At 62.8% G+C, this 26,501-nt stretch carries 31 protein-coding genes and 1 pseudogene; 13 read left to right on the top strand and 19 right to left on the bottom strand.

Annotated features, from left to right (window positions below):
- Positions 1–14: 14 nt before the first annotated feature.
- The 5 genes from EN745_RS02855 to EN745_RS02835 are packed head-to-tail and all read left to right on the top strand — an operon-like array spanning position 15 to position 6,195.
- Positions 15–725, top strand: a complete 711-nt coding sequence (locus EN745_RS02855; RefSeq protein WP_127420501.1) for a type IV secretion system protein — start codon at positions 15–17, stop codon at positions 723–725.
- Complete coding sequence (locus EN745_RS02850; protein ID WP_189362937.1) at positions 722–1,525, top strand: TrbG/VirB9 family P-type conjugative transfer protein; 804 nt, start codon at positions 722–724, stop codon at positions 1,523–1,525. Before EN745_RS02855 ends, EN745_RS02850 begins: the two co-directional genes overlap by 4 nt.
- Entirely contained in the window at positions 1,526–2,998 is a 1,473-nt protein-coding gene (gene virB10, locus EN745_RS02845) for a type IV secretion system protein VirB10 (protein ID WP_127420499.1), read from the top strand. It begins immediately after the preceding gene.
- Positions 2,995–4,017 carry a P-type DNA transfer ATPase VirB11 gene (gene virB11 / locus EN745_RS02840; RefSeq protein WP_127420498.1) on the top strand — a complete coding sequence of 341 codons (1,023 nt, stop codon included), beginning with the start codon at positions 2,995–2,997 and terminating at the stop codon, positions 4,015–4,017. Before virB10 ends, virB11 begins: the two co-directional genes overlap by 4 nt.
- A gap of 12 nt (positions 4,018–4,029) precedes the next feature.
- Complete coding sequence (locus tag EN745_RS02835) at positions 4,030–6,195, top strand: type IV secretory system conjugative DNA transfer family protein (protein ID WP_127420497.1); 2,166 nt, start codon at positions 4,030–4,032, stop codon at positions 6,193–6,195.
- 227 nt (positions 6,196–6,422) lie between these two features.
- On the opposite strand, the gene EN745_RS02830 is transcribed toward EN745_RS02835, so the two are convergent.
- The 4 genes from EN745_RS02830 to EN745_RS02815 all read right to left on the bottom strand — a co-directional run bounded on the left by EN745_RS02830 (position 6,423) and on the right by EN745_RS02815 (position 10,725).
- Positions 6,423–8,678: a relaxase/mobilization nuclease domain-containing protein gene (locus EN745_RS02830; protein WP_127420496.1), complete on the bottom strand. Its 2,256-nt coding sequence runs from the start codon at positions 8,676–8,678 to the stop codon at positions 6,423–6,425.
- Positions 8,675–9,088 carry a hypothetical protein gene (locus tag EN745_RS02825; RefSeq protein ID WP_127420495.1) on the bottom strand — a complete coding sequence of 138 codons (414 nt, stop codon included), beginning with the start codon at positions 9,086–9,088 and terminating at the stop codon, positions 8,675–8,677. Before EN745_RS02825 ends, EN745_RS02830 begins: the two co-directional genes overlap by 4 nt.
- A gap of 495 nt (positions 9,089–9,583) precedes the next feature.
- Positions 9,584–9,991: a hypothetical protein gene (locus tag EN745_RS02820; RefSeq protein WP_127420494.1), complete on the bottom strand. Its 408-nt coding sequence runs from the start codon at positions 9,989–9,991 to the stop codon at positions 9,584–9,586.
- A complete protein-coding gene (locus tag EN745_RS02815) occupies positions 9,988–10,725 on the bottom strand; it encodes a ParA family protein (RefSeq protein WP_127420493.1) in 738 nt (245 codons plus the stop codon). Before EN745_RS02815 ends, EN745_RS02820 begins: the two co-directional genes overlap by 4 nt.
- Positions 10,726–10,753: 28 nt before the next feature.
- On the opposite strand from EN745_RS02815, the gene EN745_RS35815 reads away from it, so the two are divergent.
- Together EN745_RS35815 and EN745_RS02810 are read left to right on the top strand one after the other, a co-directional pair.
- Positions 10,754–10,954: a hypothetical protein gene (locus tag EN745_RS35815; protein WP_145991972.1), complete on the top strand. Its 201-nt coding sequence runs from the start codon at positions 10,754–10,756 to the stop codon at positions 10,952–10,954.
- Positions 10,955–10,964: 10 nt separating this feature from the next.
- On the top strand, positions 10,965–11,396 hold the full coding sequence (locus EN745_RS02810; RefSeq protein ID WP_245487614.1) for a hypothetical protein: 432 nt from the start codon (positions 10,965–10,967) through the stop codon (positions 11,394–11,396).
- Positions 11,397–11,680: 284 nt separating this feature from the next.
- Here EN745_RS02810 and EN745_RS02805 read toward each other — a convergent pair whose 3' ends face one another.
- Genes EN745_RS02805 through EN745_RS02795 form a run of 3 tightly spaced genes read right to left on the bottom strand, consistent with a single transcriptional unit; the run spans position 11,681 to position 13,000 of the window.
- Positions 11,681–12,028 (bottom strand): hypothetical protein, encoded by a 348-nt coding sequence (locus EN745_RS02805; protein WP_127420492.1) that lies wholly within the window; start codon positions 12,026–12,028, stop codon positions 11,681–11,683.
- A 26-nt stretch (positions 12,029–12,054) separates the two neighbouring features.
- On the bottom strand, positions 12,055–12,369 hold the full coding sequence (locus EN745_RS02800) for a single-stranded DNA-binding protein (RefSeq protein WP_127420491.1): 315 nt from the start codon (positions 12,367–12,369) through the stop codon (positions 12,055–12,057).
- 55 nt (positions 12,370–12,424) lie between these two features.
- Complete coding sequence (locus EN745_RS02795) at positions 12,425–13,000, bottom strand: hypothetical protein (RefSeq protein WP_127420490.1); 576 nt, start codon at positions 12,998–13,000, stop codon at positions 12,425–12,427.
- A 103-nt stretch (positions 13,001–13,103) separates the two neighbouring features.
- On the opposite strand from EN745_RS02795, the gene EN745_RS02790 reads away from it, so the two are divergent.
- Complete coding sequence (locus tag EN745_RS02790) at positions 13,104–13,661, top strand: helix-turn-helix transcriptional regulator (RefSeq protein WP_127420489.1); 558 nt, start codon at positions 13,104–13,106, stop codon at positions 13,659–13,661.
- A 60-nt stretch (positions 13,662–13,721) separates the two neighbouring features.
- Here EN745_RS02790 and EN745_RS02785 read toward each other — a convergent pair whose 3' ends face one another.
- Together EN745_RS02785 and EN745_RS02780 are read right to left on the bottom strand one after the other, a co-directional pair.
- Complete coding sequence (locus EN745_RS02785; protein WP_127420488.1) at positions 13,722–14,471, bottom strand: hypothetical protein; 750 nt, start codon at positions 14,469–14,471, stop codon at positions 13,722–13,724.
- Positions 14,472–14,903: 432 nt separating this feature from the next.
- The gene (locus EN745_RS02780; RefSeq protein WP_127420487.1) at positions 14,904–15,230 is read right to left on the bottom strand and encodes a DUF736 domain-containing protein; all 327 of its coding nucleotides are present in this window, start codon (positions 15,228–15,230) and stop codon (positions 14,904–14,906) included.
- Between the two features lie 698 nt (positions 15,231–15,928).
- On the opposite strand from EN745_RS02780, the gene EN745_RS02775 reads away from it, so the two are divergent.
- On the top strand, positions 15,929–16,183 hold the full coding sequence (locus EN745_RS02775) for a WGR domain-containing protein (RefSeq protein ID WP_127420486.1): 255 nt from the start codon (positions 15,929–15,931) through the stop codon (positions 16,181–16,183).
- A 231-nt stretch (positions 16,184–16,414) separates the two neighbouring features.
- On the opposite strand, the gene EN745_RS02770 is transcribed toward EN745_RS02775, so the two are convergent.
- The gene (locus EN745_RS02770; RefSeq protein WP_127420485.1) at positions 16,415–17,113 is read right to left on the bottom strand and encodes an RES family NAD+ phosphorylase; all 699 of its coding nucleotides are present in this window, start codon (positions 17,111–17,113) and stop codon (positions 16,415–16,417) included.
- Entirely contained in the window at positions 17,107–17,520 is a 414-nt protein-coding gene (locus EN745_RS02765) for an MbcA/ParS/Xre antitoxin family protein (RefSeq protein WP_127420484.1), read from the bottom strand. Before EN745_RS02765 ends, EN745_RS02770 begins: the two co-directional genes overlap by 7 nt.
- A 431-nt stretch (positions 17,521–17,951) precedes the next feature.
- Here EN745_RS02765 and EN745_RS02760 point away from each other — a divergent pair, with 431 nt between their 5' ends.
- The gene (locus EN745_RS02760; protein WP_189362936.1) at positions 17,952–18,269 is read left to right on the top strand and encodes a hypothetical protein; all 318 of its coding nucleotides are present in this window, start codon (positions 17,952–17,954) and stop codon (positions 18,267–18,269) included.
- A 356-nt stretch (positions 18,270–18,625) separates the two neighbouring features.
- On the opposite strand, the gene EN745_RS02755 is transcribed toward EN745_RS02760, so the two are convergent.
- Positions 18,626–19,027, bottom strand: a complete 402-nt coding sequence (locus EN745_RS02755) for a single-stranded DNA-binding protein (protein WP_127420483.1) — start codon at positions 19,025–19,027, stop codon at positions 18,626–18,628.
- A gap of 248 nt (positions 19,028–19,275) precedes the next feature.
- Here EN745_RS02755 and EN745_RS35905 point away from each other — a divergent pair, with 248 nt between their 5' ends.
- A complete protein-coding gene (locus EN745_RS35905) occupies positions 19,276–19,452 on the top strand; it encodes a hypothetical protein (protein WP_189362935.1) in 177 nt (58 codons plus the stop codon).
- 318 nt (positions 19,453–19,770) lie between these two features.
- Here EN745_RS35905 and EN745_RS02750 read toward each other — a convergent pair whose 3' ends face one another.
- Both EN745_RS02750 and EN745_RS02745 read right to left on the bottom strand, forming a co-directional pair.
- On the bottom strand, positions 19,771–20,049 hold the full coding sequence (locus EN745_RS02750; RefSeq protein WP_066991432.1) for a DUF2285 domain-containing protein: 279 nt from the start codon (positions 20,047–20,049) through the stop codon (positions 19,771–19,773).
- A gap of 97 nt (positions 20,050–20,146) precedes the next feature.
- Positions 20,147–21,073 (bottom strand): zincin-like metallopeptidase domain-containing protein, encoded by a 927-nt coding sequence (locus EN745_RS02745; protein ID WP_127420482.1) that lies wholly within the window; start codon positions 21,071–21,073, stop codon positions 20,147–20,149.
- A 1,301-nt stretch (positions 21,074–22,374) separates the two neighbouring features.
- Here EN745_RS02745 and EN745_RS02735 point away from each other — a divergent pair.
- Both EN745_RS02735 and EN745_RS02730 read left to right on the top strand, forming a co-directional pair.
- The gene (locus EN745_RS02735) at positions 22,375–22,677 is read left to right on the top strand and encodes a type II toxin-antitoxin system Phd/YefM family antitoxin (protein ID WP_065006339.1); all 303 of its coding nucleotides are present in this window, start codon (positions 22,375–22,377) and stop codon (positions 22,675–22,677) included.
- Positions 22,674–23,147, top strand: coding sequence for a type II toxin-antitoxin system VapC family toxin (locus EN745_RS02730; protein ID WP_127420480.1), 474 nt, complete (start codon positions 22,674–22,676; stop codon positions 23,145–23,147). Before EN745_RS02735 ends, EN745_RS02730 begins: the two co-directional genes overlap by 4 nt.
- Positions 23,148–23,228: 81 nt before the next feature.
- On the opposite strand, the gene EN745_RS02725 is transcribed toward EN745_RS02730, so the two are convergent.
- The 5 genes and pseudogenes from EN745_RS02725 to EN745_RS02705 all read right to left on the bottom strand — a co-directional run.
- Complete coding sequence (locus EN745_RS02725; RefSeq protein ID WP_065006341.1) at positions 23,229–23,816, bottom strand: hypothetical protein; 588 nt, start codon at positions 23,814–23,816, stop codon at positions 23,229–23,231.
- Between the two features lie 478 nt (positions 23,817–24,294).
- Positions 24,295–24,627: a hypothetical protein gene (locus EN745_RS02720; RefSeq protein WP_127420479.1), complete on the bottom strand. Its 333-nt coding sequence runs from the start codon at positions 24,625–24,627 to the stop codon at positions 24,295–24,297.
- Entirely contained in the window at positions 24,624–25,511 is an 888-nt protein-coding gene (locus EN745_RS02715) for a hypothetical protein (RefSeq protein ID WP_127420478.1), read from the bottom strand. Before EN745_RS02715 ends, EN745_RS02720 begins: the two co-directional genes overlap by 4 nt.
- Positions 25,511–25,981 carry a hypothetical protein gene (locus EN745_RS02710; protein WP_127420477.1) on the bottom strand — a complete coding sequence of 157 codons (471 nt, stop codon included), beginning with the start codon at positions 25,979–25,981 and terminating at the stop codon, positions 25,511–25,513. Before EN745_RS02710 ends, EN745_RS02715 begins: the two co-directional genes overlap by 1 nt.
- A 90-nt stretch (positions 25,982–26,071) precedes the next feature.
- Positions 26,072–26,501, bottom strand: a pseudogene (locus tag EN745_RS02705) (plasmid partitioning protein); the annotation flags it as partial.

The raw sequence follows: 26,501 nt of genomic DNA, 5'->3' as shown, positions 1-26,501 counted from the left end.
GTAAAGTGACAAAAATGCAGGCAAGCATCCCCGCCGAGACCGGCAAACTCGTTGACCAGCGCTACTATCAGGCCGGCGCAACATGGGAGGACGACACACACCGGTCTATCAGACGTTCGCGCACGCTGGCGTGGCTTGTCAGCGGCGTCGCGAGTGTGGTTGCGGGCCTGTCATTGCTAACGCTCGTGCTCATCCTTCCGCTCAAGCAATTCGAGCCCTATGTCATCGAGGTCGACAAGACGACCGGATATCTCGAAGTTGCGCGCGCGCTGAAACCCGGCGATCTGTCGCAGAATGAGGCGGTCACGGCCGCCAATCTCGTTCGCTATATTCGCGCTCGCGAAACCTATGACGCGCGCGAGATCAAGCAGAACTACGATCTGGCGCAGCTTTATTCGACGGGAACGGCGTCCAGCGATTTGACTTGGGCTTACACGCCGTCCAACGCGCAGTCGCTCGACAAGGTCTACGGGCGCAACGTGACCATTTCCGTCGACGTCAAGTCGGTGTCGCTGCTCAACAGCACGACGGCGTCGGTGCGGTTTTCGACCACGACGCGCCGCGAGAATTCTTCCACGACCGACAATTGGGTGGCCGTGGTCAAATTCCGTTACACGACGACGCCGATCAAAAACGAATGGCGCTTCGACAATCCGCTTGGCTTTCAGGTGACGGAATACCGTCGCGATCAGGAGTCCGCGCCGACGGCAGGGAGCGCGCAATGAAGACCCACATTGGCGCCGCCCTGTCGCTGCTGATTTTGCTTGGCTCGGCCAGCTCCGCTGCCGCGCGGGACTATCGCATCCGCTACGTGCCTTTCGACAATGACAATGTGACCACGGTCAACGCCGCGCTCGGCGTCTCGACGATGATTGAGCTCAGCGCGTCCGAGGTGATCGAGACCGTTTCGGCTGGCGACACGAAAGGCTGGTCGATCGTGCCCAAACGCGGCTCGCGGTTTCTCTTCATCAAGCCGCTTGAACGGGATGCCTGGACGAATGTCAACGTCATTACCGACCGGCGCGTCTATTCGTTGCTGCTCAAAGCCACCGACAGCGAGCGCGATCGTGCGTCGTTCCAGGTCCGGTTCAAATACGCGGATGAGGATCAAAACGCGCGCCTGCTTTCCGAGGCCCAGCAAAGTGCTGCCGATCCCGATCTCAAGAACCTCAACTATGCCGATCTCAACTACGATTACGTCTATGCCGGCGATGATGGCCTTAAGCCGCGCGTTGCTTTCGACGACGGCACCAAGATGTTCCTGGAGTTCACGGGCGACATCCCGGCCATCTTCGTCGTCGACGAAAAAGGCCATGAATCGCTGGTCAATCAACGGACCCAGGGAAAATACACGATCGTCGACAAGGTCGGCCGGCAATTTACGCTGAGGGCCGACGGCAAAGCGCTCTGCCTCTACAATCGAGCCCGGCCGTCCAAGGCGGATCCCGTCTCCGCCGTCTACGGGCCGAAGAAGCTGGTGCGCGGGTCCGGCCCCTTCACTTCCCCGACCGCGAGGGGACGATAGATGAGCAACATCGACTATAACGAGCTTGATGGCGGTCCGACCGTTGCGAGACGCTATGCCGGAACAGGCACAAAAGTCGCCATGGTCGCCGCGGGGCTGATCGTGGCCATCGCGCTCATCTGGATCAATTGGCCCCGCGAGCCGCGTTCTCGCGATGCGGCCTCGGATGCCAACGACAATTTCAACCCGCCTGAATTTCGCCCGCCGGCGCTGGCCGAGACGCCACAAGCGGCTGACAAGACAATCGATCAGATTGTCGTTCCGCCGCCCGTGGAAGGCGAAGCCAACAAGCAACAGGCCGACAATGTCGATCAGACGGTTGAGCAGGGCGCCGATCTCGACGCGCAGCGGCGCGCGATCGAAGCCCAATTGGCGGCCGAGCAGGCGCGCCGCAAAGCCGAAGAAGAGGAGGCCCGCCGCAAGCAAGCGGCCGACGAGGAGGCGCGCCGGAAGGCGGAGGAGGCTGAGCGGCAAAAGGCAATGTGGGAGCGCCTGCGGTCAAACCAGATGATTACCAGCGAGCAAGCAAACCCGGCCGCCGGGCACGATCAGCCGGCCCAGGCACAGATCGCCGCCGACGGTCAGCTTGTTCCAGTGCCGGGCGCCGACAACGATCCGAACAAAGCCTTCCTCGCGCAATCGGAAACCCATTCGAACGCGACGGCGAAGGCGCGGGTTTTCCGTCGCACCGATGCGTTGATCCCTGAAGGCACGATGATCCGCGGATTTCTGGAAACCGCCATCAACACCGATCTGCCCGGCATGGTTCGCGCGGTGGCGCGCGAAGACGTCTATTCGCTCGACGGCCGCCGCATTCTGATCCCAAAAGGCTCTCGGCTCACCGGCGAATATCGTTCGGGAATCGCGCGCGGGCAAAAGCGTGTGTTCATCGTCTGGAACCGGGTCATACGTTCCGACGGCGTGTCGGTCGACATTGCCTCGCCTGGCGCCGACCGTCTCGGACGGGGCGGTCTCGGCGGCCGCGTCGATACGCATTGGCTCGAACGCTACGGCAACGCGATCATGCTTTCGGTCGTTGGCGGCTTTTCGGAGTACCTGTCCTCCCTTGCCAACAATGGCAGCGACAGCCAGGAACGGCAGGTGACGACCGTTGACCCCGTCACAGGGCAGACGGTCACGACCACCTATGGCGGCTCGGGTTCACAACGCGATGTCCGCGGCATCGCCTTCGACAAATCCTCGACGGCGCTGCAGCAGCTGGCGCAAGAGGCGTTCCGCGACACACAAAACATCCCGCCGACCATCTACGTTGACCAGGGCACGCCGATCATCGTCTTCGTGCGCCGGGATCTGGATTTTTCCGAGCTCTATGCCGATCCAGTAGAAGAGGAGCTGGCTCGACTGAAGCGCGGCGGAAAGCCGGCAAAGGCGCTCGATCCGACGCCGCTCTTCATGACGCCGAAGGCTGAGGCTGATCCGGACTATCCAGAGTATGGGACTCCGGCCAGATGAATGTGCAGCCTGTGCCGAACCCTTGGGCGCGCGCACCGGTGCTGCGCGCAGAACTCGAACCGATCTGGCCCTACATGGAGGAAGAAGCGGTTTCTGAAATCGCCATCAACCGACCCGGCGAAGTTTTCATCGAGCGCCTGGGTACAAAGGAGATGGAGCACGTCGTCAAACGCGAGCTCACCAGAAACTGGATTCGCTCGGTCTCAGTCGGCGTCGCTTCGGCCACCAACCAGGTCGTCAACGAAGTAACGCCGGTCTTGTCGGCCGCTCTCCCCTCGGGCGAACGTTTTCAATGCGTGCTGCCGCCGGCGGCACCAGATGGCGGCGCGATCTCCATCCGCAAGCAGGTCATCATGGACATGACGCTTGGCGACTACGCAAAAATGGGCGCCTTCGAACAGACCGAGATGGGCAGTGGCCTCGCGCTCTCCGCTGAAGAAAAGCAGCTCGCCGAGATGCTCAACGACACCTCGCCGTTTGAATTTCTGCAATATGCGGTTCGCAATCGCATTTCATTGATTGTCGCCGGCGGCACGTCGACCGGCAAGACAACCTTCCTCAATGCGTTGTTGAAGATCATTCCCTCTCATGAGCGCATCATAACCATCGAGGATACCCGCGAACTCAAGCCGGCGACTGGCAACACCGTGACGCTGCTCGCCTCGAAAGGCGACCAGGGCCTTGCCAGGGTTACGCCGCAACAGTTGCTCGAGGCGTCATTGCGCATGCGGCCCGACCGGCTGCTGCTTGGCGAGCTGCGCGGTGCCGAGACATTTTCCTTCCTGCAAGCCATCAACACCGGCCATCCTGGTTCGCTGACAACCGTTCACGCCAATTCGGCCCGCTCGGCCTATGAGCGCCTGGCCCTCATGGTTATGCAAAGCAATGTCGGGCTCTCTCGCACCGAGATCCTTGACTACCTGCGCGAGGTGATCCCGGTGGTCGTGCAAATGGTGCGCGGCGAAGGCGGAAGCCGATCGATCAGCGAAATCAAATTCACAAAGGCTGAGACGATCTGACGGGGGCGCACTATGGAAAAGATCGCCGGCAGGATCTTCCTGGCCTTGATGGCCGTGGCGCTGGGCGCCTTGCTGTTTGTGGTCGCATACGCGGCGACCGACTGGTACAGGACCGGATCGCATTTTCTCTTCGACAGCATCAACGCGGACCCGCGGCCAGTCTTCGGCTACGCCTGGACGGACCTGAAAGCTGGTCGCTTCGCAAAGCTTCAATATGCCGGCGCCGCGGCCCTATTCGGCTTCGTCCTGCCACTCGCCGTCGCATTCTTTATGCGGCCACCCAAGCGCAACGACGCAAAATTCATGTCGATGGCGGACGTTCGCCGGGCTGGCCTGCTGAAGCCGAGGGGCATCTTCATCGGACGCGCCGGCGGCAGACTGGCCAACGTCTTCGCCCCGCACCGCGATCGGCGCACCGGCAAATTGCGCCTGACGCGCCCGAAAGTTCGCGGTGGCAAGAAACTGTGGATCGACGGCGATGACGTCGGCGGCTTCGTCATCGGACCGCCAAGGTCGGGCAAAGGCGCAGCGCTGATCATCCCCAACGCGCTGATGTGGCCCCATTCGCTGGTCGTGCTCGATCTGCGCGGCGAGACCTATGAAGCCACGGCCGGTTATCGGGCCACCTTCAGCCAGGTCGTCCGCTTCGCGCCGGCCGACCGCGACGGCAACACCGCCTTCTATAACCCGATGGACTTCATTTCGCTCGATTCGGCCCAGCGGGACATCGACCTGCGCAACATGGCGGCCGCGCTCTTTCCGCGACCGCCTGCGAACGCTGATCCCTATTGGGTCAACGATGCGCGCCTCCTCTTCACCGGCATCGCCTCTTACGTCATGGAGTCCCCGCAGATCGCCGACGAAAACCGCAGCTTTGCCACCATCCTCAGGATCATGAACGGCGCCGATGAGCCGATCCTGGAGTTCCTGGCAAGCCTGCGCGACACCCGCCGGCAGGAAGTCTCGAATTTCACGCTGCAGACGCTTCTGCCCTACGCGGATATGGCGGAGAAGCAGTTTTCCGGCCTCTATGCTGGCGTGCGCACCGGCATGGCGCCATTCCTGAACGAGCGACTGATGCGGGCAACTGCGCGGAGCTCCTTCGACATCCGCAATCTCAAGAGCAAACGGGTTTCGCTCTATCTCGATTTTCGGCGCGAGCAGATGGCTTCGCTGGGCCCGCTGTTCAACGTGCTCATCACGCAGATGATGAACTTCATGTCCGAATCCATGCCGCGCCCCGGCGAGCACCAGGTGCTTGTCCTGCTCGATGAATTTCAGAACCTCGGCAAGCTTGAGAATGTGACGGACATGGCGACCGTGCTTGGCGGCCACGGCGTGCCGATGTGGTTTTTCGTCCAGTCGCTCAAATCGATCGACGAGATCTACCGCAAGGAAAGCCGCGAAACGCTGATCAACGCTGCCCGTGTCCAGATCTTCTTCGGCGCCCAGGAGACCGACGATCTGCGCTACGTCTCCGAGCAGATAGGCGAAACGTCCGAACCCCAGAAGGACGTCACGAGGACGCAGGCCAGCCTTTTCGACACCTATTACACGCGCTCCGTTCACAGCAAGCAAGTGCGTCGGCCACTGATGCGTCCGGACGAGATCCGTACCATGGACAAGAGCAAGGTCGTCATTCTGCCGCGCGGCGAAAACGCAATCCTTGCAACCCGGAATTTCTATTTCGCGGATCGGGAGCTCTCCAAGCGGGCTTTCATGGTGCTGCCGGAAAGGACGGATGCAAAGGGAACCAAACCCGTCGCTGCCCCCGCTGCCCTCCCCTCCCGGCCCGTCCAGTCGATCGTGCCGGTTGGGCCACGCTACCGCTCCGGCATCACACGGTCGCGGCTGCAGCGCGGTGCGACGTTCGCTGCAAAGGTTGGGCGTGCCGAGCCGCCAGTCGCTCGCCGTCGCTTGTCCGCCTCGCAAAAGGCAGCCGGGATTGAGGCGAGCCATATCCCGTCGGCAGCGGCGCCCGTTGCTTCACAGGCTGTCGACTTTTCGGCTTTGGCTGCCCGGGCGGCGGCGACCAGGATCTCGCCGCAAAAAGAGGCCATGATTGCGGCCATTCTCGCCGAGGCTAAATCTTTCCGTCCGCAGTCGGCCGATGCCGAAACTTTCGACCGCAATTTAAGCGTCGTCGCGGAAGCATTGCCGGATGTCGTGGACGAGTGATCCCGTCCGACAACCGCGCGGCGGCGGTCATTGTTGGTGGTCCAACAAGCTCCGTTTCCGCTGAGAAGAGTTGACTTTAGGCGGCAAAGACCCGGCCATTGGGTTTGGCGGCGCGCGGTGGCCGCACATAAAACAGGGCGCCTGAAAAGGACTCGCGCGCCCTGTCTAAGGGCTTGAATTAAGCATGTCTTCTCCCGAAACCGGGCCTACCTTCGAAGGATAAGCGCTCAGCGCTCGTATTCGTTGTCCTGGCTGCGCTGTGTCTTGCGGTCCTGATCATCGGCCTGCCGGCCCTTTTGCTTAGCTAAGTCTTTCTGCTGCTGAACGCGTTGCCCCTCCTTCTCGGCATGTCGCGCCGAGGTCTCGGGCTGACGCGTGTCTTCTCGGGCCGGCAAATCGCGGCCGCGCGCCTCTCTTTCAGGCGCGGCCTCCCCACCTCCGCCCGCGCCCTTTTGCTGCTCGAACTGGAGCCGGGCGAGACGATCGTGCATTTTGTCGCTCACGCCCTCGCGGTATTGCTCGAAACGAGGTTGCTCAGCGTTTGGGAGCGTGTCCCGCATCTGATCCAATGCCTGGTTCACACGCGCCATCTTCTGCCGCATTTCCAAAGGTGTCTGCGCCATTTCGGTAGCTCCTATCAGCCTGGTCAATTCTTTCATGCCGGGATGGGACAAGAACGACGGGGTCCGCCCCGGTCCTCCGCCATCTTTGGAGACGCCAGCAGCAGGCTTCTCGCCTGCCCTGCGCGCATGAATCTGGAGGATAGTGTTGCCGATCGCCTCGGCTGCAGTCAGGGCTTGGCCGGTGACGCCAGCCGCCCGCATCACGGCGGCCGTCTGCTGCCACACGACGGCGATCACTCCGCCATTGGCGACCAGCAATCCGCGATCCATTCGACGCTGCCGTTTGTCCTCCACGCGCGCGACGGTCTTGTCACTGACCTGGTAGCGCGGGTCGTTCTGCGCGCGCTTGTAGGCGCCCGCATGTTCCTTCGTATACGGTCGGCTCATTGCGTGATCGTACCGGCGGGTTGCGACCATCGCTATGCCATGTTCGCGCGCCTTCTCCGCGTAGGCTTCCCGCCAGGCGTGGAGATCCGCCTTGTAGAATGTCAGCCGCTCGCCGTCGGCCGACCGCGCCTGCACCATGGCGTGGATATGGACGTGCTTCGTCTCGGCATGGTGGGCGAGCACGAATTTGTGCCCGGGCGCGCGCTCCTCGAGCACCGCCCGCGCGACCGCCATGATGGCTTGCGCGTCCGTACCAGCCCGGGCAGAGAAAAGCAGGTGATAGGCATTGCGCCGCTCCCGGCCGGAAAGTTGTGGCCGCCATTGCTCATAGATCGTCGCGGCCGCCTTCGTCGGCTGTTTGCTGGAAACCGCCTGTCCATTCGCCTGGCGAACCTGATCGTGCGATCGAATGAATTTTTGCAGAAAGTATTGCGCCTTGCGCTCGTTACCGACGGCTGCGGTCACTTCCGCTGCCGCGCGAATTCCGGCCTTCCCCATGGCTTCGTCCAAGCCGGCTTCAATCTTGTCGAGCGCTTTGCTGCGCGAGTTTGCACGCCCCGCGGCCAAGATCTTGGCAAGCGGTCCGGCGCGTTCTCCTGTGTGGCCATAAACGGCGACGCTGTCGCCGGTGCGAGCATAGACGAAGGGCTTTGATCCGAAGGCCCCATTCAACGCCTGGCCAAGCGCTTGGTCCGTGACGTCGCCGGGGAGCTCGAACCGCACCTCAATGAAATTCGTATTCTCAAGCTGCGGCTCGAAGGTCTGGCTGAATTGGTGCAGGAAGCCGCGACGGTCCTGCGCGTTGGCGACCCCCTGTCCGCTATCGGTGAAGATCTCGATATCGCGCTTCTCGCCCTGTTCATTGGCGCGTGTGCCGATATAGGTAAGCAGGGCGCCAGCCTGTTTACCATTGGCCACGCTCGAAAGAACCTTGAACACGGCCGGCTGTGCCCCCGCGGCATAGGCCGCTCGCGCCGCAACCGCTCTCGCCTCAAGCGTCGACCGGGCGAAGTGTCGAGCGGACGGGAGCGCGCCCGACCTTCCGCCGCCCCCGCCACGGCGCCGCCATTCTTCTTCCTCTTCCTTGACGAAAGCGCCGAGTGCGAGGTCGAAAATCGCTATGGCGCCTTTTGCGTCGCTGGTTGAGCGCAAGCTCCCGCTGGTGCCCACAGACGGCGGTTTCGCGCTGGGCGGTCCGCCTCGACCTGAGGACGAAACAGGTGCCTTCGCGACGCGGGGGCTCGCTCCCGGGTGCCTTGCGCTCGCCGTCGACCATTGCGCACCAGCCATAGGCGACGCCGAGAGGGCCGGGGCGAGCCCGCTCGCACGGATGTTCATCGCTTGACGATCGGCCGTCTCCCGGCCGGCCGATTGCAAAGGCTTATCCTCCTCGAGGTCCTCGAGATCGCCGGCGCCGGGTACGCGCAAATAGCGTTCGATCTCGGCAGCGTATCCGACGAGACGGCCACTCATGCCTTGCCCTCGCTTCGCTTGCGCGGCCTCGCAATCATCGCCTTTAGTTCTTCGCGGAAACGACGCACGAGCTCGCCAACGGCGATCAAGGCGTGCTCGAGGTCTGCGTCATACGGCACCCGGCCCTCGTTCATCGCGCGGACCGCCTGGTTGAAATTCACACCGACACGGCGAAGCTGGTCGGTGGCCTCCTCGATGGATGGTCGCAGTTCCCCCGTCGCTGCCGGCAGAAAGCCCGCCTCGGACCTCACAAGGCGGCGAACGACTTCGCTGACCGTCACCGATTCCCCATCAGCCATAGTGCGCAGCCGCTCCAGTTCGAGGCTTGAGAAGCGCACATGCAGGACTTCGCCATAGCGACGGGATGCGTTCTGACTTTCTGCTTGGCCACTGTTGGGTCTCATCTTCAAGCCCGCTTGCGGGCGCTAAGGCCCTTGGGCCGCGCCGCTATTTTTTCGTGTGTAACACAAAAAAGGCTATCCTGCCAAAGACAAAAACCAACATTACAGAAATACCTTTGAGGTCTCATTCTGGCTGCCCAGAGCTTTCCTTTCGAAATAATCTGTAAACATTAGCAAGGAAACACGTTTCCCCAGAGACATTTTGCATTTTCAACTTGGAGACAAGCCAACTTAGCGACATGTCTCTAACTCAACATGTTGCCTTGCTGCGGAAATATCATGCTAACATGGAGACAAATCGCATAGAGCAGGGAACGTGAGCGCGAGCGACCGGGAATCGCGGGACCCTTGTGGGTTAGGTAAAGCGCATAAGCTGAGTCACGCGCCCCAGGCCGGCGAGCACGGCTGATTTGCCCCGGGCCGAGCATCGATGGCCCGGCCTCGGCCGTGTGGCCCGCAGCGCTCTCTGGAACCTTGTGGGGACATGCCCCGGGGCGGGCTGTCCTAATCGTTCGGCAGCTTGTGCTTATGGGCCTTGATGTAGTCCTGCACCGCTTGGCGCAGCAGCTCGGTCATGCTGTGGCCGTTGCTGATGGCGAGCAGCTTAAATTGCCGCTGTTCGCCGGCCGTAAGGTAATAGCCGCAGCGCACCATTTCCTCTTCGCGGATCTTCTTGCCGGCAACCGGATCCTTTTTCTGGCCCTGTCGCAACATTTTACGGAAGTCCGGCCGATGAACCGCCGGCGCAGCTTCAGCCTCCGATGCCACCGCAGATGCGGCGGCAAGCGGCTGGGGGGCGGAATCGGATTTCGGAGCGATGAACATGCTCGGAAGCGCCGGCGGCTCAGTTATCGCTCGCATCATGCGAGCCTTCTTGTCGTTTTGTGTGTCCGGGAGGCCTTTCTCGGTCATGCCGCCTGCCTCATTGCTTCGGTGAAGGTCTTGAGGACATCGTCGAAGACCCCTTCACTTTCGGCAATCGCCTTCGGGTCGGGCTGGTCTGGGCTGTAGAGTGTCTGGCCGCTTTGCAGGTCCCGATAGGCGACACGGTTTTGCAGCGCATGGTCGGCGATCGGCGTGCCGTTCGCCTGAATAATTGCGCGCAGTTCGCTCAAGGCTCTCGCCTTCGCATCGATGATGGTCTGTTTCGTCAGGACAAACACGGCTGGCAGCGGTCGGCCGCGTGTTTCGACCGCGAGCGGAATGTAGTGGTCGGTGATCTGGATTGCTGCGGTCACGTCATCGAGCGCGAAGAAGATCGGCACCACCACGATATCGGCGGCAAATAGCCCGGCCATGAGGTTGTCGTTCGTGGTGCCTTCGGTGTCGATCAGCACCACGCTACGCTCGCCATTATGCAGTTCTGCCGCCTCCAGGATCTCGCGCGGCGTCGTGGCGCTGACGAGCTGGAGTGTCTCGGGACGATTGCCGGCCTCCTTGAGCATCTGAGCCCACCGGCTCATGTTCTGGCGAACGTCGCCGTCGATGAGTGTCACCGCGTAGCCGCGATTAAGGGCGACCGAGGCGAGCGCGCGCAGCAGGGTCGATTTGCCAGTGCCACCTTTGGCGATAGCGGCAGATATGATCATAGCTCGGGGTCCTCGATGAACCGCTTTTATGCCAACCGCCTGCCCGGCGATTGTCATAACTGAACCCAAAGTGTAGTGTCAATTTATGAGCGATCAGCCGGACAGGACAGTGATGTTCAGGGCAGCATTAGCCGAGATCTCGACGCGAAACGGCTGCGAGGCCGCGCTTGATGCGGCAGCCGCCACGCTGGCGCATTACAGCGCGCTTGCCTCCGTCGGCATGATGCGCCAGCGCGAGCTGATCTTGATGGTGCCGAACAGTAAGGTGTGCGGAACGGATGATTAGGGCAGTATTGGTGGCCGTAGCGGCGGCTGCGAGCGTCGGCGCCGCCGCTCCAGGGGATCAGTCCAAGGCGACCGGCAGCAATCCGATGTGGCCCGCCGGGCTGCGATGGGATTGCGCTACGGCAGCAAAAATCGTGTGTGAACGCGACGGCTCCTGCAAGGTCGCAAAAGGGGATGCTTCATTCCTGCTCAACTACGACAACAACAATATCGAGTTTGCGAGGGGCGATGTGCGCATCAAGCGGCATTATCAACAAACGGTGCAGGCAAGCCCTCTGCAAAGCGAGGTCAAGGTGGAGCTTGCCGACAACCGCGTCATCTGGCTGACGGCGGTGGACGCCAGTCGCACCTATTCCGACGCCTGGGTGGGTGCCCTCACTGAATTGAAGGGTGGCGCCGTCCTTTTGGAATCCCAAGGCGTCTATTGCACCCCACACAAGTGAACGCCGCGAACCGGGCCCGCGCCAGGGACGGCAGGGCTTCCTGCCAGCGGCCCGTTATCTCCGGCCTCCGCCGTCCCTACGGCGCTATTGGAGGCGCGCTCCGGCTCCGGCTCTTTGGGCATGGGAATTGCGGCGACACAAAAGAAGATGCTTCGACGGGACGGACCGGATTGCGGGTCAGATAGGCCCGGTGCCACCAGCGGGCGATAACCGCAGGAAGGATTTGGAGGGGCGTACTGATCGACCGCAGAGCTGCGCCGAATCCGGACCTTCGCAGGCAGACATTATTGCAGCTGCACTGCTTGCCAGCCATCCGGTCCCCTGGAGAACGCGACAACGCCATCACCTTCGCCTTTCCAGGATGTGCGAAGCTTGTACTTCACGGCGCATTGCACGCCAGGTCCCATGATGTTCTTCGAGCACTCTCCGATGCGCAACGTCGCTTGATCAGTATTTTTCGCTCGCCGGAAAGCGCCCAAAGCCTCGGCCGGCGATGGAATCTCAAGGCCGGACGCGGCCAGTTTCGCACACAGTGCCGGCTCGGACGCAATCGCCGCGGAGAGCTGGCCTTGAGTCGGATAGAATGCGAGCGCGCCGCCTATGCCGACCAATGTTCCGGATGCCGCCGCCATGATAAGGGCCCCCGCATTGAACATGATTACGGCTTCGGAAAAACGTTGAACGTCGACGCGATAAGGTCCGTCGTATAGACGGTTTCGCCGTTGCGCTTGAAAGAGTTGTTGCTGATGCGGCCTTCGACCAAGACCACATCGCCGGGCTTGGCGTTCTCCGCCACCCAGGCGGCTTGCTTCTCCTCCAGGACCGTCACCTGGACCCAATCAGTGGCTTCCTTGGGATGGCCTTGTTCGTCGCGCCAATTGCGATTGGTGGCAATGTTGACCCTCGTGCTTTTGTCGAAGGGCGCTACCGACCCGACATTGCCATGAATGGTGAACCTGTTGACGCTTTTCATCGGGGTAACTCCCTCATTTCGTGCAACTAATTTAGCCAGCCGGAGTGACTCGAGCTTACGGTCTGCTAAGGTTGAACCAGGTGCGCTGCCGCAGCCCGTTCGCGTCGTCGTAGTCGATGTAGTAAGGCTTCGCGCGGCGCGGGCGTTGAATGTCGTAATAGGTGGTCGTTCGATCGTTATGTGCTCCGCTGGAGACATTGGTAAGCTGGACCGGCACGGTGCGGTCGCCGAGCTGGATTGTCCCCGTCAAGCGTCCATCGGCCTGACCGTGCCGCGCTCCAAAGCTGGCAGGCTGACCGAGATTGCCGGCCGCGATTCGGCACATGCTGGCCTGGCCTTGTCCCGGCCGGTCGCTGGCCGGCGCGTAAGGCGTCCACCCCTGCGGGCAGGCCTCATACGGGTCGTAGCCGGCGCCGGACGAATTGGTCTGCGGGCAAGTCGGCCACGAAAACCCGGGCAAGCCCATGGCGTCGATCAGCCGATCTATCGGCGGATGACAAGAGGGCGTGCCCTGCCAGTCACCAGACAGACAAAGCAGGACCTGACACCCCCACTCGGATGCGAATGTTTGGGACGGAACAGATGCGGTGCCCGCGATCGCGGCAGCGCCCACAACGAGACATTTGAGCATGGTGAGGGCTCTTTTCCTCTGAGGGTTTTTGACACTTTACTATGGTTTTTGGCCCAGGAGAAGGGCAGACCGAACAGGCGGGTTCGTGCGAATACATAGATTCATGCTGCCAAACGAAGCGGGCGAGGTGAACAACCCGCTTCGGGACAATATCGCGTGGTTCCTCGAAGCCGAGCGCCAGAAGCGAGAGCTTCCCCATCAACACATGGCGGAACTGTTCAAGACGTCGCCGGGTCAAGGTCTGGCATACCGCACCTACATTCGCACCATGAGAAAACGAAACAACGTGACGCTGCGCACAGTCGAGCAGATGGCCCAGGCGCTCGAGGTGTCGATCGCGACAATTCTGGTCGGCGGCGCCGAGCTGGAACCGTGGGCGCACAAGCTCACCGAAAAATCGATCCGCGCGCGCCTTGCCGACATCATCAACAGCGAGCGTGAGCGCCGCAATCTGCTCCGCTATCAAATGGCGGAGTTACTGGGCGTCTCGGAGATCACTTTCACAAAGCTTGAGCGCGCGGCTGGCAATATCAGTGTCGATACGATCGCCGCCGTCGGCGATGCGCTCGGTCGCGATCCGGCAACCTTTTTGTTTCAGGAACGCCGACAGCCAGCACCAACCGGCTTGAACAGGCGCGGCCGATTGCCAAGGCTGCTTTAAAAACAGCCGCGTGCAGCCTTTAGGGGTTCGGCGGCAGGCGTGGTTTTGGCGACTAAGGCGTCAGCCGGTCGGCAATGCGTGACTGGGGAGTGGCTTCGGCCCATCCGGCGGCCAGTCGGATCGGCTGCCAAACGGTCGTCCGCTCTGTTTATTGCGGGAGCTTCCTGTGGACGCCGCTTTTTTGAAGCCTGTCGGATAAAATTTGAGGCCGAGTTTGGGCCGAAATTTCGCGATCCAGTCGATCTGACGCCGATGCACGACAACAATGTGATTAGTGAGGTTCCTGGCACGCCATTGCCGGCGCTCGGTGACGCGCAGCAGACCGAGCGTGCTTGCTTTGCGAAGCGCATTGCGCACCGTGGTCGGCCCGACGCCGGCGCGATCGCCGATTTCCTTCACCGATCGGTCGCATCTGCCATGCTGCCGGCAGTCCGACATGACGATGTAAAGCGCCGCGCTCTCCCCTTCAGTGAACGCGCCGGCGAACTCTGGCCGGACAGCCTGCATGCGGGCGAGACGCCGCTTGCGCCCCCACCGCACAGGATCTCGGTGGCCGCGGGCAGCCTCGCGCCGGCTTCGCTCGCTGCGCGCGCGTTGCGGATAACAGGAGCGAGGCAGCGCTGTCCCACCGGCACGGGCCTTTTTGAGATCGCAACGTTGTCGTTCAGCCTTCTCGCAAAGCCGCTCCGCATCGTCCTCGACCAGCGACTCCTCGCCGTAGAGCTTCCATATCTGCCGGCAAAAATCGTCCAGCTCGGCCAATGACCGAATGTTCGTGAGCCATAGGCTCAACGTTGAATAGAGATCCATTTCTTTCCCTTCGCCAGGTCGTGCAAAGCCGTGGCGCGGAAGCGCAATTTCTCTTGCAATGCCGGGAAGGTCGGGCTACGGTCTCGCAAAATCTTCGGGCGAGATCAGGAGCGCCAACTCCTGTAGCCTATTCCCTGGAAAAGCCGGCCTCCGCGCCGGTTTTTTTGTGCTCGATTTTTCCTCCGCTCAGACTCACTCGGCATGTTTGCAAGGCGCAACGCCCGAAGTAAAGTATCAAAAATACACGGGCGGTCGTTGAGATCGCCGCCTGACTGGGCAAGAATTGCCCGGGCTCAGCATGCAAGCCGGTTCGTATCTCCTACGGTTTGCCCGAGGTCGCTCCCATGCACGTCCAGCTATCGACCTGAGGCGCTGAGCGGCCGGGCCATCTGAATGGCGCCCCGCCGTTTGCGGAGCGCCATCGGGTCTTCGTCAGTCGCCGTTACGACGGTTCGGCCGAGACCAGATGAGGTTGTAGCTCTGGCTGCCTTCGTCGGCGAGGAGGTTGGCGTAGATTGGGGCGGTGAAGCTCGGATCGTCGAGCTTGAGGCCCAGATAGGCGCGGCCCTCGTTGGACTGTTTGGACCAGCCGGCCCCGATTTCGACTCGACCGACGAGCACGCGGTGGCTGGGTGCGTTTTCGCCGCTGGCGCACGTATCGGGAACGATACGGACCTTCTTGGCCTGGAGGGAAAAGGTAACGATCTCGCCGTGAAATTCGTTTTCGCCGGCCTGCTGGAAATTGCCGATAATAGCCATGTTCGTTCTCCTGACTGGTTTGTCCGAAGCCGCCCTGTGCGGCCTCGATAGCTGTCGTGAGACGACGGCCTGGCCGACTGCATCCACTGGGCCGCAGCGGAGCGGAGGACGGCGAAAGCCGAGCTTGTTGTCCCGCGAGGAATGCGGCGAAGCCGCAGGGGAAGAAGGTTGGCGAAGCCGTTGCAGGCAACGGCCGGACCGGCGTCAGACCCAGCCCTAAGAGAGGCCGTTCAGGGAGGGTCCAGGCATCCGTTCCAGAAGAACGATACTGGCGATATCGGAATGTCCGCCATGCATCCGGCACAAGCGGCACGATCGATCCGCCCCGAAATCAGAGGCACGAGGTCTGGGCCTACCCGGTCGCCGCTCCATCGGCCGCATCTTGATTCCGCCCCGCCGCCAAAGGTTCAGGCGATGAGAGCAGTCTTTGATGTCGAGAATTAACAGCAACGGGTCGCCTACTTGGTTCCGGCGGGGCTGATCAGGCCCAGGCGCCGAATTGCCACGCGCTTGCGTCGTCACGGTCCAACGCCTGCGCCTTCGATCACACATAGTGCGACGACGAGCTTGCTGGTCACCGCGGTGATCATGACCTCCTGAAGCGATCGCGCGCACTCATAACCGCAATGAATCGGTCGAGCCGGTTGGATTCAAAGAACTCGTTGGACGCCGCTTCCAAGCCAAGTGAGGCTGCGGCCATGGAAAACGAAGAGGCAAGGCCCGTTCATCTTCGGCGCATCGGCCCATCTAAGAACATGCGGCGGTTTTATACGCTTGCGATCCAACCGACCTTGTTCGGCGGAGCATCCGTCATCCGTAACTGGGGCCGTATCGGGGCCAGCGGCCAGTCGATGATGGAAACCTTCGATAGCGAAGACGGTGCGGCCACCGCATCAATGAAGCTTCAGCGCGCCAAGCGCCGTCGCGGATATCGCAACTGTGATCCGGACTAGCGGCTGGCGACATCGCGCAAAGGATCGCAGGCGAGCACCGCCTGTGACGGCGTGTTGGAACATAAGGCAGTGCAGCGCCGCGACTATTCGGGCACGGTTGTCAGCAATATGACGCGGCTCATCGAGACGGCAATGACCCGCGCACCAAGACAGCAATAACCCCTGCTTGAGGCGGCCATGCCGCGACATTCAGGACTACGCGCGGTCAAGGTGCCCCAGCCGCATCAGGCCTCAGGAAACCGCAAGCACGGTGCTGGTGTCATACCGGCGGACGAAGTCCACGCACGAGCCGTTCCAATGGTAGCAGTAGTGCCGTCCCTGCTTCGGAATACTAACGACATCTGGCCAGAAGGCGCCGATGCAGCTTCCCCCTCGCATCCTCACGCTGTTCCACGTCAGTCCGTCGCTCCCAGCCGCCCGCAGTCCGCGCCCCTCGACTTGCGAAGGGCCATAGTCGTTCGGGTGCAAGACTTCGGGAACGGCGTTCACGTCGTCAAGGCTCAGGTCCACGCTCCCGATCAGGACCCGGAAGTCCGAAGTCCAGCCAGGATCCTCATGGGTGGCGGCCATGAATCTCTCGTGATGATGGATGGTCTCGGCCAGCGCCACCTCCTCGCTGTCGCCAGCATAGTAGATGCCGTAGGTCCCGTCGGTGAACCGCCCGGGTCGCAGCGGCGAGCAGTGAACGAAAGGAGCCATGACGTAGCTTGCGCCGGGTCCCGCGACTCGCCGGTGAGCAGGGACCTTGCCTAGGTCGCCGATTTCGAGCCTAACGCGCGGATTGGTCTTTGCCTCGACGGAATCAAGCGCCTCCCAGTCCTTGGGGTCGGCGATATCTTCGAAAAGGTCGATCGGCGGGTGGATAGACCGGATGATGCGGTAAGTTTGCTGCCATTGGACCCAGCGGCGCACCGCCAGTCCGCTCACCACGCTCCGCGCTCCGCGTCGAGCCACTCGCGGAGCGCCGCGAGGTCCGAAATCTCGCCTCGCAGCAAGAGCTGCAGCGCTGACTGGTCCCCAAACGCCGAATTCGGTTTTCTGATCCAGGCGTATCCGCGGGTCGGCTCCTTGAAGAGGTAGCGCAGGCCCTTATGGATGCCCATCAGGTGGGCCATCCTGGTCCGGAGGTCGCGGTCGATCCTTCCGTGCGCGCCGTCCTTCCAGCGCGCCCATGTGCGAGCGGACATGCCGCCGAGCAAAGTGCATGCTTCCGCGTCGGTCAGGCCCCACGCCTTGAACAGGTTGACGGTGGTGCGCGCAAGGGCGTCAGCCTCGTCATCGGAGATGGCGGGGCTTGCCGTGCTGGCGGGGGGGGTGACAATGCGCTGTAGTAGCATGGCTGCCTCCATTTGGCAGATATATAGCAGGTTGCTGCCATTTGGCAAGCAGGGCAGCGCGAAACAAAAAACTCTCCGCTCGTCATTCCGACACTCTGTGCGGCGCGGCGCAAAAGCTATCCGGTCCTAAAACCGTCTGGCGATGCGCGTCGGCGCGGCAGTTCAACGGTTGGTGACGCTTGCTACCGAATAGCACATGAACCTTAGGCTGCGGGAGTTTCTGACAGTCGCGCCGTGACACAAACCGAGTGCGCCCCAATCGACCTCGTCCAGCTCATGTCCCGGTATCGCCCGAAAACCAACACCGGCTAGTCTTACGACCATTGAGATGGCGCGCGTGTCGGATTCACCAGCCGACGAGCATCGGTTGAGCCTTCGTTTTATGTGAAAAAGCGCTCTATACTGCACACTCACGATCAGGGAACACGAAGATGATCGCGACCAACACCAGCAAGGCCTCGCGAGGCCAGGCTTCGGAAAAAACGCGTCCGGTCACCAGGGCGCCAGAGCTGGCTGCGGCGCTGGAGTGCGCCAGGCAGGCATGCCTGCTCGATGATGAGAGAACCGAACATCTTTCCTTCCGCGCACCGAAGGCCTTGATCGAGGCGGCCAAGCGGGAAAGCGGCATCCAATCGCCGACCGAACTTGGCATTCTCGTGCTGGCCACCCTCGCCCAGCCTGACCCCGTGGCTTCGTTCCTCAAGCGCACGCATGCTAGCCTTGGCCCGGGCCAGAAGCTTGACGTCTGATCTGCGCGCGGCACGTTGGCGCTACATGTCCGACGAGGAAAGAACCAGTTGAAGCCGCGATCACGAAACAGGCTGATCGCGGTTGCGGACGTCGATCTGGCCGGCGCCGGTCCTCGTGCCGAACACCAACGTCTGCATCCTGTTCGCCTCAGGGAAATTGCCGGACGCGGGCAACTATCCCATCAGGGCGCAAATGACTCCCGTCAATGCCATGCAGGCGTTCACATTCGCCGATCATGTCTCGATATGCCTGCGGCGATATCGCAGCCTCCAGGCAGTTGATCCTCCGTCGGCGGAAGCATCGAAACATCGCCGATCATGGCCCCGCCTTGCAGGCGGGGCCATTCACTGCTGGCTCAGAAGGGAATCTCATCCCGAGCTTCGGTCTGGTCGCCGGCGCCGTCGCGCTGCTTCGGCCAGGCGAGGAAGTCGATGCCGTCGGCGATGATCTCAGAGCTGTAGCGCTCGATCCCGTCGCCATCGGTCCACTGGGTGTAGTGGATGCGGCCGCGGACCGCCACCTTCATGCCCTTCACGCAGTGCTTCTGCACCGTCTCGGCCAGGCCGTTGAAGCACTTGATGCGGTGCCATTCGGTGTCCTGCTCGGCGTAGCCGTTCTCGCCCTTGACAACCTTGCCGTCGATGCGGCGGGGGCGGGAGGTTGCGAGCCGGAAGTCGGTGATCCTGGTGCCGCCGCGGCTGGTCGCGGTTTCGAGGTCGTTGCCGATGTTGCCGGCGAGAAGAACGATGTTGGTCATTTCCTGTCTCCTTTGCTCGTCCGGGGGAGAAGTCCCTCCGAACGAGACCCGGCCAAGGCCGTCGGGAGCCGCCTGCAACCGGAGCGGAACGCGCCAGGCTTGCCCCCAAGGCCCGGAGTGGTGCGGGCAGGCGCGAAGCGCCAACACGGTCCGGCGCCGCGGGGGTTGCGCTCGGAAACCGAACGGACTTAGGGGCTTATTTCGTTTCGGAGGGATTTTTTTGCACCGGCAGCGAAACCGGAGACAGGATGGCGGTGAAGGATCGACGCCGGCACCATCGCGGCGACGCCTTCGATGCCGGGCGCGGCGCAGCGGGGTTCATCGCTTCCGGCGACCTCCCGATCCCTGCCCGAGCGATGGCGGCTTTGTTCGAGCGAACGGCAGCGTCGCAGCAGGCCGAAGGCAATGCGCCACGCTCAGCCTAGTGGCGAGGTGCCGAACGTCTCCACGGAAAGGCCGAACGGATCCCGGCTCCGCGCATGCAGCCATTCCGAAACCGGAGAAGGGCGTCGCGGCGCGTTGCGGAACCGCCCCGATCGAGCCAGGCCTCCGTCGCTCGCCGGCGGACTCGCACCAGCCCAACACGACCCTGCGACACCCCATCCTGCCCGTGCGCGGATCGCCCCTCTCCGCGGGGCTGTCCGACGCTTCGAACCGACGTTCCCGTCATCCGGTGCGTCAGTGATGCGGGCCAATGACAGCTCTGCTTCCGCATCGCGTGCCGGCGCGACCGTGATGGCGCTTTACTGCAGGGGGTCGCGATCGCCGGCAAGGAGTTTTCGGTAGCCGGTTGTCGTCATCCATTTTGCCCGTCTTAAATGGTTTTCCCAACAATGGCGGGTGCGCTCTGGCTCGGCCACAGGGTCACGGTGAAGGACAATCCGGGCGACCTCCTGCCAGTCAGCGCCGTCCGCCTCGGCATCGAGAAGGCGCATGTAGATCACCTTGTGCCGGTCATCGTAAGGGGTGATCCTGTCGGACCAGGGCACTTCGTCAGCAACATGCGGGTCTAGCTCAGGCATCAGCTTTCCTTTTCTCGGGTGCTCTCGTCCACAGAGATAGGACAAACTTGGGGACCATTGGCCGACATACCACACCCAGACGGAGAAGAATGGAACATCAGGCCGCGTCACCCATCGTCTGAGACTGCGGCTGCAAACCGTGCAGGTAGGCGACGGCGCGCTGTGCATGCGCTGCAGCTGTAAAGATCGCTCGGTGGTCCCCGTCGAGCAGCTTGAGCCACGAGGCCACGTAGCTTGCGTGATCCGGCCGCGGCTCCAGCTCAGGGACGATCCCGAGGTCCGCGCAGATCATTGCACTCCCAATTTCCACCAAAAGCTCTTCGCGCGCCCTGTCCGTGCAATCCTTGTGGTATCGGCTCAGGTCCCGATTGAGACGATCGGGAGCCGCCGTCCAGTGCAGGGTTTCGTGTGCCCTCACAGCGACGAAAGACGCCATGTCCCTGAACAGCTCCGGCCGAGGCAGCTGCACATGATCGGTGACCGGGGAGTAGAACGCCTTGTCGCCGCCATAGCGGACCACCGCGCCGGTATTGTCGAAGAAGCGATCGGCATGTTCGATGCGCTCGACGGGCCCAGCCGTGGGCTCCGCTGCTGCGTAGTAATGCGATGGCAGCTCGTCGATCTGGTCCACGCAAAAGACCGTATAGGTTTTGAGATACAGAATGCCGCGCTCGACCTCGTCGCCATTGGCATCGACTTCGGTCTTGCTGAAGCTGCCGGCATACACGACCGTGGTTCCGGTTTCGCCCTTGCGGACATGGCCGCCCAGTTCGACCGATTGCTTGAATGTCATCCAGTAGGGTGAAACAAAGCCCCGCGTGACCGCTTCGGACCACAAAAGCAGCGTGTTTATACCCTGATAGGGCAGCCCATTGTGGCGTAGCGGCCTGGTGACGCTGCCACTCGGATGACCCGCACTCCATGGCTTGACCCAGGGGCGCACACCCTTTTCGAGATCGGCGACGATCTTCTCGGTGATCTTCGCGTAGATATCGGCCCGTGATCCTTTTTCTTTCCTGCTCATTTTCCTGAACCTCCATTCTGGAGGCCGCGTCCATCGCGGCCCCGTCACGGCGGTCCGTCAGCCGGGGCGATCAGGAGGCGCGGGCACCCGCAGGGCCGAAACGACTGTGGAGGACGGCGAAGCCGTTGCGTGCGGCGCCGGACCCGGCAGGAGCGACCTCCGGGACGGGGCGCGAAGTGCGGACAGGCGCGAAACGCGCCAACACGATCCGGAGCCGCGGGGCTTGCGAGCGCCGCGCGAACGGACTTAGGGACTCAATTCGTTTCGGAGGGGCTATTCCACTGGCTGCATGACAGTAGATGGGATTGGCACACCGGTTTCCGCGCCGGCAAACATCGTCGGAGCCTCGATGACACAAGCAAATCCGGTCCGATCCCGGCGGCCTGCGGTGGTCACCTGTGGCTTGAGAATGGCGCAAGGCAAAGCGGCACGCCAAGGATAGCAGGCGGGGCTAGGTGCAACTGCAGCAGGGCCGCCAAGTCGATACGGCCAGGCCGAGCGTCGGCCGGGTGAAGTTTCGAGGCGGGCCGGCCCGTGAGACAGGTCAAGATGCCTGCGGCGTGCCCTGCGGTCGGGCTCTTTTGCAAGCGTATAGACCTGCTTGCATCTTCTGCCACGTGGGAGCACGATCGCGGTGCTCCATCAACAGGGGGCACGGCCCGACCTGCTCACGTTGTGTCACTCCTCCCGGATAAGCAGGCCGGGCCTCGTATGTCCGGCTCGTCCAGCCAAGCTTTCGTGACGGAAGAGCTCTGACCTGAGCGTGGCGAAGAATGGCAGCTCGCCGATAGCGCGACAGCGCCCAGGCTACTTCGACGACAAGACCTTCAGCTCGGGCGACCGCAAGATAACGCGGGTGGCATCAGGCTCTCCGCCTCTTCGAAATGGCCCGTAGCAGGTCCGCTTCGTCCGTGACCCCGTCATCGAAAGCCTGGAAAACTTCCCTGGCCAGGTATTCCCGCTGTTCCCTGTCTTTCTTGGCGAGACGGCGCTCGTTGCACAGCCGATCAAATACCCGCTGGAGCATGTCCAGCTCAGCGGGCCAGTAGATACCGCGGTAGCGCGACAATGACATTGCTGCCACCCCAAACGCCGGCTGGGGAATTATACCAGGACAGGCATCATTTCGAACCAACTATCTCATCGTGTCTGGGACGTTGGATGCAGTGTGCAGTTTGCGATAGCCCGAGCAGCGGACGTGCTGGCGGCCTCGGTGTCATCTGCCTCCGCTGCGACCGAATACGCTGGCACGAGCGCTTTGCGCGCGTTATATATCTGACCAGCTGACTAGGTATGAGATTATGGGCAAGCGGACAGAACTGACGAAAGCGAAGCGGGCAGCGCCCCGCGCGGCGACAGGACGATGGAAACTCGAGGACGCTAAGGCGCGCTTCAGCGAGGTGGTGCGGCACGCCCGCGAGGAGGGGCCGCAGCGGGTGAGCGTGCGCGGCCATGATGCGGTCGTGGTGATGAGCGTCGAAGAGTTCGAGCGCTTGGCGCCTGAGAAACCCCGTCCGCCGTTCGTGCAGTTCATGGAGAGCCTGCATCTCGGCGGGCTCGATCTCGAGCGCGAGCTGGATCACGGGCGGGATGTGGAGCTGTGAGGGGCTGGCTGCTCGACACCAATGTCGTGGCCGCCCTCATCAATCCGCAGGGCGCGCCGTCTGTGAAGCGCTGGGCCGAGGGACAGGACGAGGAGACCTTCCACATCAGCGTGCTGACGCTTGCCGAATACGACAAGGGCATCCACAACCTTGCCGCCGATCACGCCGAGCGGCCGCGCTATATAGCGGCCCGCGATGCGCTGGCGGGGCGCTTCGGCAGGCGCGTCCTGTCGCTCGGGGACACGATCGTCCGGCGCTGGGGCCGGATTTCCGGCGAGGTCAAGCGCGTAAGCGGACATGCGCCGCCGGTCATCGATACAATGCTCGCTGCGAGCGCGCTCGAACACGATCTTTATCTGGTCACGCGCAACGTGAAGGACGCGCGGTCTTCCGGCGCAATCGTCTTCGATCCGTGGAATGACGACGCGCAAATGTTCCCACTCAGCCCGCTGAGTGGCAGGGCGAGATAGCGGCGGAACAAAAGACGGTCCCATCAGGAACGGCCCAGCTTGCGGGATGGTGGGCGAGGCCTCAGCCTCGCCCTGGCGGGCTCAGCCGAGCGCCGCCAGCTGGAGCTCGGCGGCCTTGCGGTCGACGCTCTGGCCCGGGTTTTCGATGGCACGCTCGAAGGGCTTCCAGCGCTCGCCGACGACCTGCTCGTAGGCGGCGACCGCGCCCTCTGCCGCCATGCGCAGCGCGTGGGACTGGACGCCCATGTCGGCTGCGAACTCGCGCTTGCGCTGGGCGGCGCTGTCGAAACCGACCGGACCGTCGAGATCCTCGTCGCGGGTGTCGTTGGCGGCCTTGGCGGTTGCGTCTCGGGCCTCGGTCACCGCGCGGCTGTAGAACTGGCCGGCGCCGTGCGCCGAGCCGACGAAGGCGCCGACGATCCGCTGCAGGTGGATCTGCATCGCCCTCTCGCCCAGGCCGTCATTGAGGGCCTCGGCTGTGTCGATGATGAGCCTTTCGTGAAGATCGCGGATGCCGTCGCTGTCGAGAATGGGCAGGCCGAAGCTTTCGGCAATCAGGCTGGCCTGGCTTGCGTCTGGACAACAGAGCCGGACCATTTCGAGGGTAGTGCCCTTGCGCAGCGGCACGACGCGGGCGGACTGACGGGAAGTGCGAGCGGTCTTGGTCATGGGATTTCCTTTGCTTCGGTTCCGCCGAAGGTTGTCGCCGGCTCCTTGGCCGGCCCTCCCTTCGGGCGCGGTCCAGACAAAACCGGCGGAAAGACGGGCGCTTCAGGGTCCGGGAGGGCCAGATCGAGCATGGTGGGTTTGCGTCCAAGCAGGGCTCACCAGCCCTTGCGCGGGACGCGGGCCCGCCATGTCGAGAGCGGCTCTCCCGGCCGCCCCGCGGCGCGGAACGCGGCCTTGAAGCGCACGGCCGCCGGTTTAGGACCGCACACCGAACGAAGGGAGCGCCGGCCAAGGAGCCTGACCCTCGACATGAGAACAGAAGCACAGCTTGCCGTGACACCACCGCCTCCGCTGCAGTCTGATGGGGAATTGTGCCGGTCGCGTCACCACAAGATGAGCCGGCTTGTGCCCCGACAATTCGGCCGAGGCCGCTGCCGAACAAGGCACCTACCTCCCCTCGCGGCAGACAGGCTGATTCTCACGCCGCGCGACCATCGAGACAACCGCCATGCCGCTCGAGGAAACGGGCGATCGCAAGATCCTGTCGCGCGAGCTTTCGGGACAGCGCATCGATCTCCGGCTGGCGCTCCGCCGTGAGGGCGGCAAGATGCGACCGGTAGCGCTCGAGAAAGGCGCTCCCATCCCGATCCTTCCCTCGACGATAGCTCGACTCGCGCGACCGCAGTTTCGGCATCAGTGCCGTCATGCGTCGATTGATCTGCCGGTCGATGAGGTCGAGCTGCCGCTGGACCTGTCGGCGGGCTTCCTGCATGCGCGAGAACTCGGCGCGGCGGTGGGACGGCAATCTCATGATCTTCGCCTGCCCTGCCAGCCGGCAAAGCTCGACGGGCCGCCATAGACGACGTGGCGGTCAGGATCGATGACGAAGCCGAACCGGCCGATCACATACTCGTCGGCGGGGACGAGGAAGCGGCGTTCCTCGCTGCCGACGCCACGCCTGCCACCCGGCGTGGCGATGACCTCGACGAAGCTCTTTTTGTAATCCGCCCTGATTGCGGAGACCACGATCCAGTCGGCGGCGTGTTCCGCCTCGAAGGCGCGTCGATCTTTCTCGCGGGATTGGCCGGCCGCAAGCACGTTGCCGGTGATCTCTTCCCACGCATCCGGAAAGCTGTCCTTGATGATGCGTTCCGCGCTTCGACGCTCAAAGCTGGTGAAGAGATCGGGGAAGGTGAAGGCGACGATCGCCCAACACTCGTCTTCTTCATAGAAACCATCCGCCGCGCGCAGCCGGGCGTCGACCTTGCAATTGCGTTCGGGCGAGAGATGGAACCCCCCATGGCTCGCGGTCGAATGACAGGTAACGCCGTCGGCGAAGACGGTGGCGCCCTGCGATGGCCCCCACGGCGTTTGCGCTGTGGACCTGACCTCCTGTCGTGCAAGCGCACGCTTCTCTCGGGCGTGCTCCGCCTGCTCCAGAACCTTTGCCCGGAACGCCGCCTCGTCGGTGAGCTCGCCGCAATGACCGTAGAAATCCGAGCGCGTCCACTCGACGAGCGGACGGCGGATACGCCAGCCGGTCGCCAGATAGTGCCGCCCCTCGCTCGCGGGCAGCATGGCAAACGCCGTATCGCCCACCCCGGCGACGAAGAAGCCGCCAGCGCTGCGGCCGAACTCCACCTCCGGAAAGCCGGAGGTGGAGTTTTCGTGCGAACGTCGAGGAGTATCGGTCATCACGCGGCCCTCCCCGCGACATGGTCCGCCGCGATCTCATCCGCCGTGATCTGATCGAGCACCGCGTTCGGATAAAAGTGCCGCGTCAGCCATTCTTCGGCATCGGCGCGATTTGGGGCGAGATGGACCAGCTCGGCGTCCTCGCCGGGCCGGTCGAGCACGCGGACCGCGCCCATGGCCGGCCGTTCGAGAAGCGTGAAGCGTAACCGGCTGTCCAGCGAAAACGTCCGAAGCACGCGCACGGCGACGACACCGCCCGAACCGTAATCGGCCTCGTGCAGCGTGAAGCTCGCCGGCAGGCTGATAGTGCCAACGACTGCTTCACCCTGCTTGCGGATCAGACGACCCCTGCTGTTGTTGGTCTGCCATTGCGACAGCTTCTTGCGGTGCCGTTCCGGCGGCTGCGGCGTGGCGTCGGACCAGGCGATGAGCGAGCCGATTGGGGCCCGGAAGATGCGATGCGCGGACATGCGTGTCCTCCATGTGCTGATTGTCAAAACAGGACCGCCGCCGGCGTTTGCCGGCGGCGCGATGGCGATCGGAACGAAGATGTGGGACCGCTATTCGGCCGCTTCGCGGAAAGCGTCCTCGCGCTCAGCGCCGCCAGCAACCTCAGCCATCTGCGGATCCTCGCCCTGAGCGTCGGGATCGTCTTCCTCGCTGGCCGCCTTGCTGGTCAGCCAGGACGAAAGTTTTGCCTTGTCCGGCGCGAACAAGGCCGCCGGATGGATGAGGCGCCCCTCCCTGAAATGCTCGACGAGTGCTGCACGGGTGTCCTTGACCTTCTGGCGCGGCAGGACCGGCGTGTCCTTGCAGGATGCTTCGAGCGCCGAACGCGACAGGCAGGAGAGGAATTCCTCGCTGCCCATGTTCGGTAGAAAATCGTCCGCGCCGATCGCATCGCCCGCCACGCATGCGACAATGCCGCTGTTCGACCTGTTTTCGCGGCAGGAGAGCACGTCAATCAGCAGCGACCGCACCGCCGCGCGC

Source organism: Mesorhizobium sp. M4A.F.Ca.ET.022.05.2.1 (assembly GCF_003998845.1).
Lineage (GTDB): Bacteria > Pseudomonadota > Alphaproteobacteria > Rhizobiales > Rhizobiaceae > Mesorhizobium.
The sequence above is the reverse complement of the archived record's forward strand: the minus strand, read 5'-3'. Positions and strand labels throughout refer to the sequence as shown.

Excerpts from the sequence above, each read along its gene's own strand:
- EN745_RS02855 (WP_127420501.1), top strand. The coding sequence starts at position 15 with ATGCAGGCAAGCATCCCCGCCGAGACCGGCAAACTCGTTGACCAGCGC.
- EN745_RS02850 (WP_189362937.1), top strand. The coding sequence starts at position 722 with ATGAAGACCCACATTGGCGCCGCCCTGTCGCTGCTGATTTTGCTTGGC.
- virB10 (WP_127420499.1), top strand. The coding sequence starts at position 1,526 with ATGAGCAACATCGACTATAACGAGCTTGATGGCGGTCCGACCGTTGCG.
- virB11 (WP_127420498.1), top strand. The coding sequence starts at position 2,995 with ATGAATGTGCAGCCTGTGCCGAACCCTTGGGCGCGCGCACCGGTGCTG.
- EN745_RS02835 (WP_127420497.1), top strand. The coding sequence starts at position 4,030 with ATGGAAAAGATCGCCGGCAGGATCTTCCTGGCCTTGATGGCCGTGGCG.
- EN745_RS02830 (WP_127420496.1), bottom strand. The coding sequence starts at position 8,678 with ATGAGTGGCCGTCTCGTCGGATACGCTGCCGAGATCGAACGCTATTTG.
- EN745_RS02820 (WP_127420494.1), bottom strand. The coding sequence starts at position 9,991 with ATGACCGAGAAAGGCCTCCCGGACACACAAAACGACAAGAAGGCTCGC.
- EN745_RS02815 (WP_127420493.1), bottom strand. The coding sequence starts at position 10,725 with ATGACAATCGCCGGGCAGGCGGTTGGCATAAAAGCGGTTCATCGAGGA.
- EN745_RS35815 (WP_145991972.1), top strand. The coding sequence starts at position 10,754 with ATGAGCGATCAGCCGGACAGGACAGTGATGTTCAGGGCAGCATTAGCC.
- EN745_RS02805 (WP_127420492.1), bottom strand. The coding sequence starts at position 12,028 with ATGGCGGCGGCATCCGGAACATTGGTCGGCATAGGCGGCGCGCTCGCA.
- EN745_RS02800 (WP_127420491.1), bottom strand. The coding sequence starts at position 12,369 with ATGAAAAGCGTCAACAGGTTCACCATTCATGGCAATGTCGGGTCGGTA.
- EN745_RS02795 (WP_127420490.1), bottom strand. The coding sequence starts at position 13,000 with ATGCTCAAATGTCTCGTTGTGGGCGCTGCCGCGATCGCGGGCACCGCA.
- EN745_RS02790 (WP_127420489.1), top strand. The coding sequence starts at position 13,104 with ATGCTGCCAAACGAAGCGGGCGAGGTGAACAACCCGCTTCGGGACAAT.
- EN745_RS02785 (WP_127420488.1), bottom strand. The coding sequence starts at position 14,471 with ATGGATCTCTATTCAACGTTGAGCCTATGGCTCACGAACATTCGGTCA.
- EN745_RS02780 (WP_127420487.1), bottom strand. The coding sequence starts at position 15,230 with ATGGCTATTATCGGCAATTTCCAGCAGGCCGGCGAAAACGAATTTCAC.
- EN745_RS02775 (WP_127420486.1), top strand. The coding sequence starts at position 15,929 with ATGGAAAACGAAGAGGCAAGGCCCGTTCATCTTCGGCGCATCGGCCCA.
- EN745_RS02765 (WP_127420484.1), bottom strand. The coding sequence starts at position 17,520 with ATGCTACTACAGCGCATTGTCACCCCCCCCGCCAGCACGGCAAGCCCC.
- EN745_RS02760 (WP_189362936.1), top strand. The coding sequence starts at position 17,952 with ATGATCGCGACCAACACCAGCAAGGCCTCGCGAGGCCAGGCTTCGGAA.
- EN745_RS02755 (WP_127420483.1), bottom strand. The coding sequence starts at position 19,027 with ATGACCAACATCGTTCTTCTCGCCGGCAACATCGGCAACGACCTCGAA.
- EN745_RS35905 (WP_189362935.1), top strand. The coding sequence starts at position 19,276 with ATGGCGGTGAAGGATCGACGCCGGCACCATCGCGGCGACGCCTTCGAT.
- EN745_RS02750 (WP_066991432.1), bottom strand. The coding sequence starts at position 20,049 with ATGCCTGAGCTAGACCCGCATGTTGCTGACGAAGTGCCCTGGTCCGAC.
- EN745_RS02745 (WP_127420482.1), bottom strand. The coding sequence starts at position 21,073 with ATGAGCAGGAAAGAAAAAGGATCACGGGCCGATATCTACGCGAAGATC.
- EN745_RS02735 (WP_065006339.1), top strand. The coding sequence starts at position 22,375 with ATGGGCAAGCGGACAGAACTGACGAAAGCGAAGCGGGCAGCGCCCCGC.
- EN745_RS02725 (WP_065006341.1), bottom strand. The coding sequence starts at position 23,816 with ATGACCAAGACCGCTCGCACTTCCCGTCAGTCCGCCCGCGTCGTGCCG.
- EN745_RS02720 (WP_127420479.1), bottom strand. The coding sequence starts at position 24,627 with ATGAGATTGCCGTCCCACCGCCGCGCCGAGTTCTCGCGCATGCAGGAA.
- EN745_RS02715 (WP_127420478.1), bottom strand. The coding sequence starts at position 25,511 with ATGACCGATACTCCTCGACGTTCGCACGAAAACTCCACCTCCGGCTTT.
- EN745_RS02710 (WP_127420477.1), bottom strand. The coding sequence starts at position 25,981 with ATGTCCGCGCATCGCATCTTCCGGGCCCCAATCGGCTCGCTCATCGCC.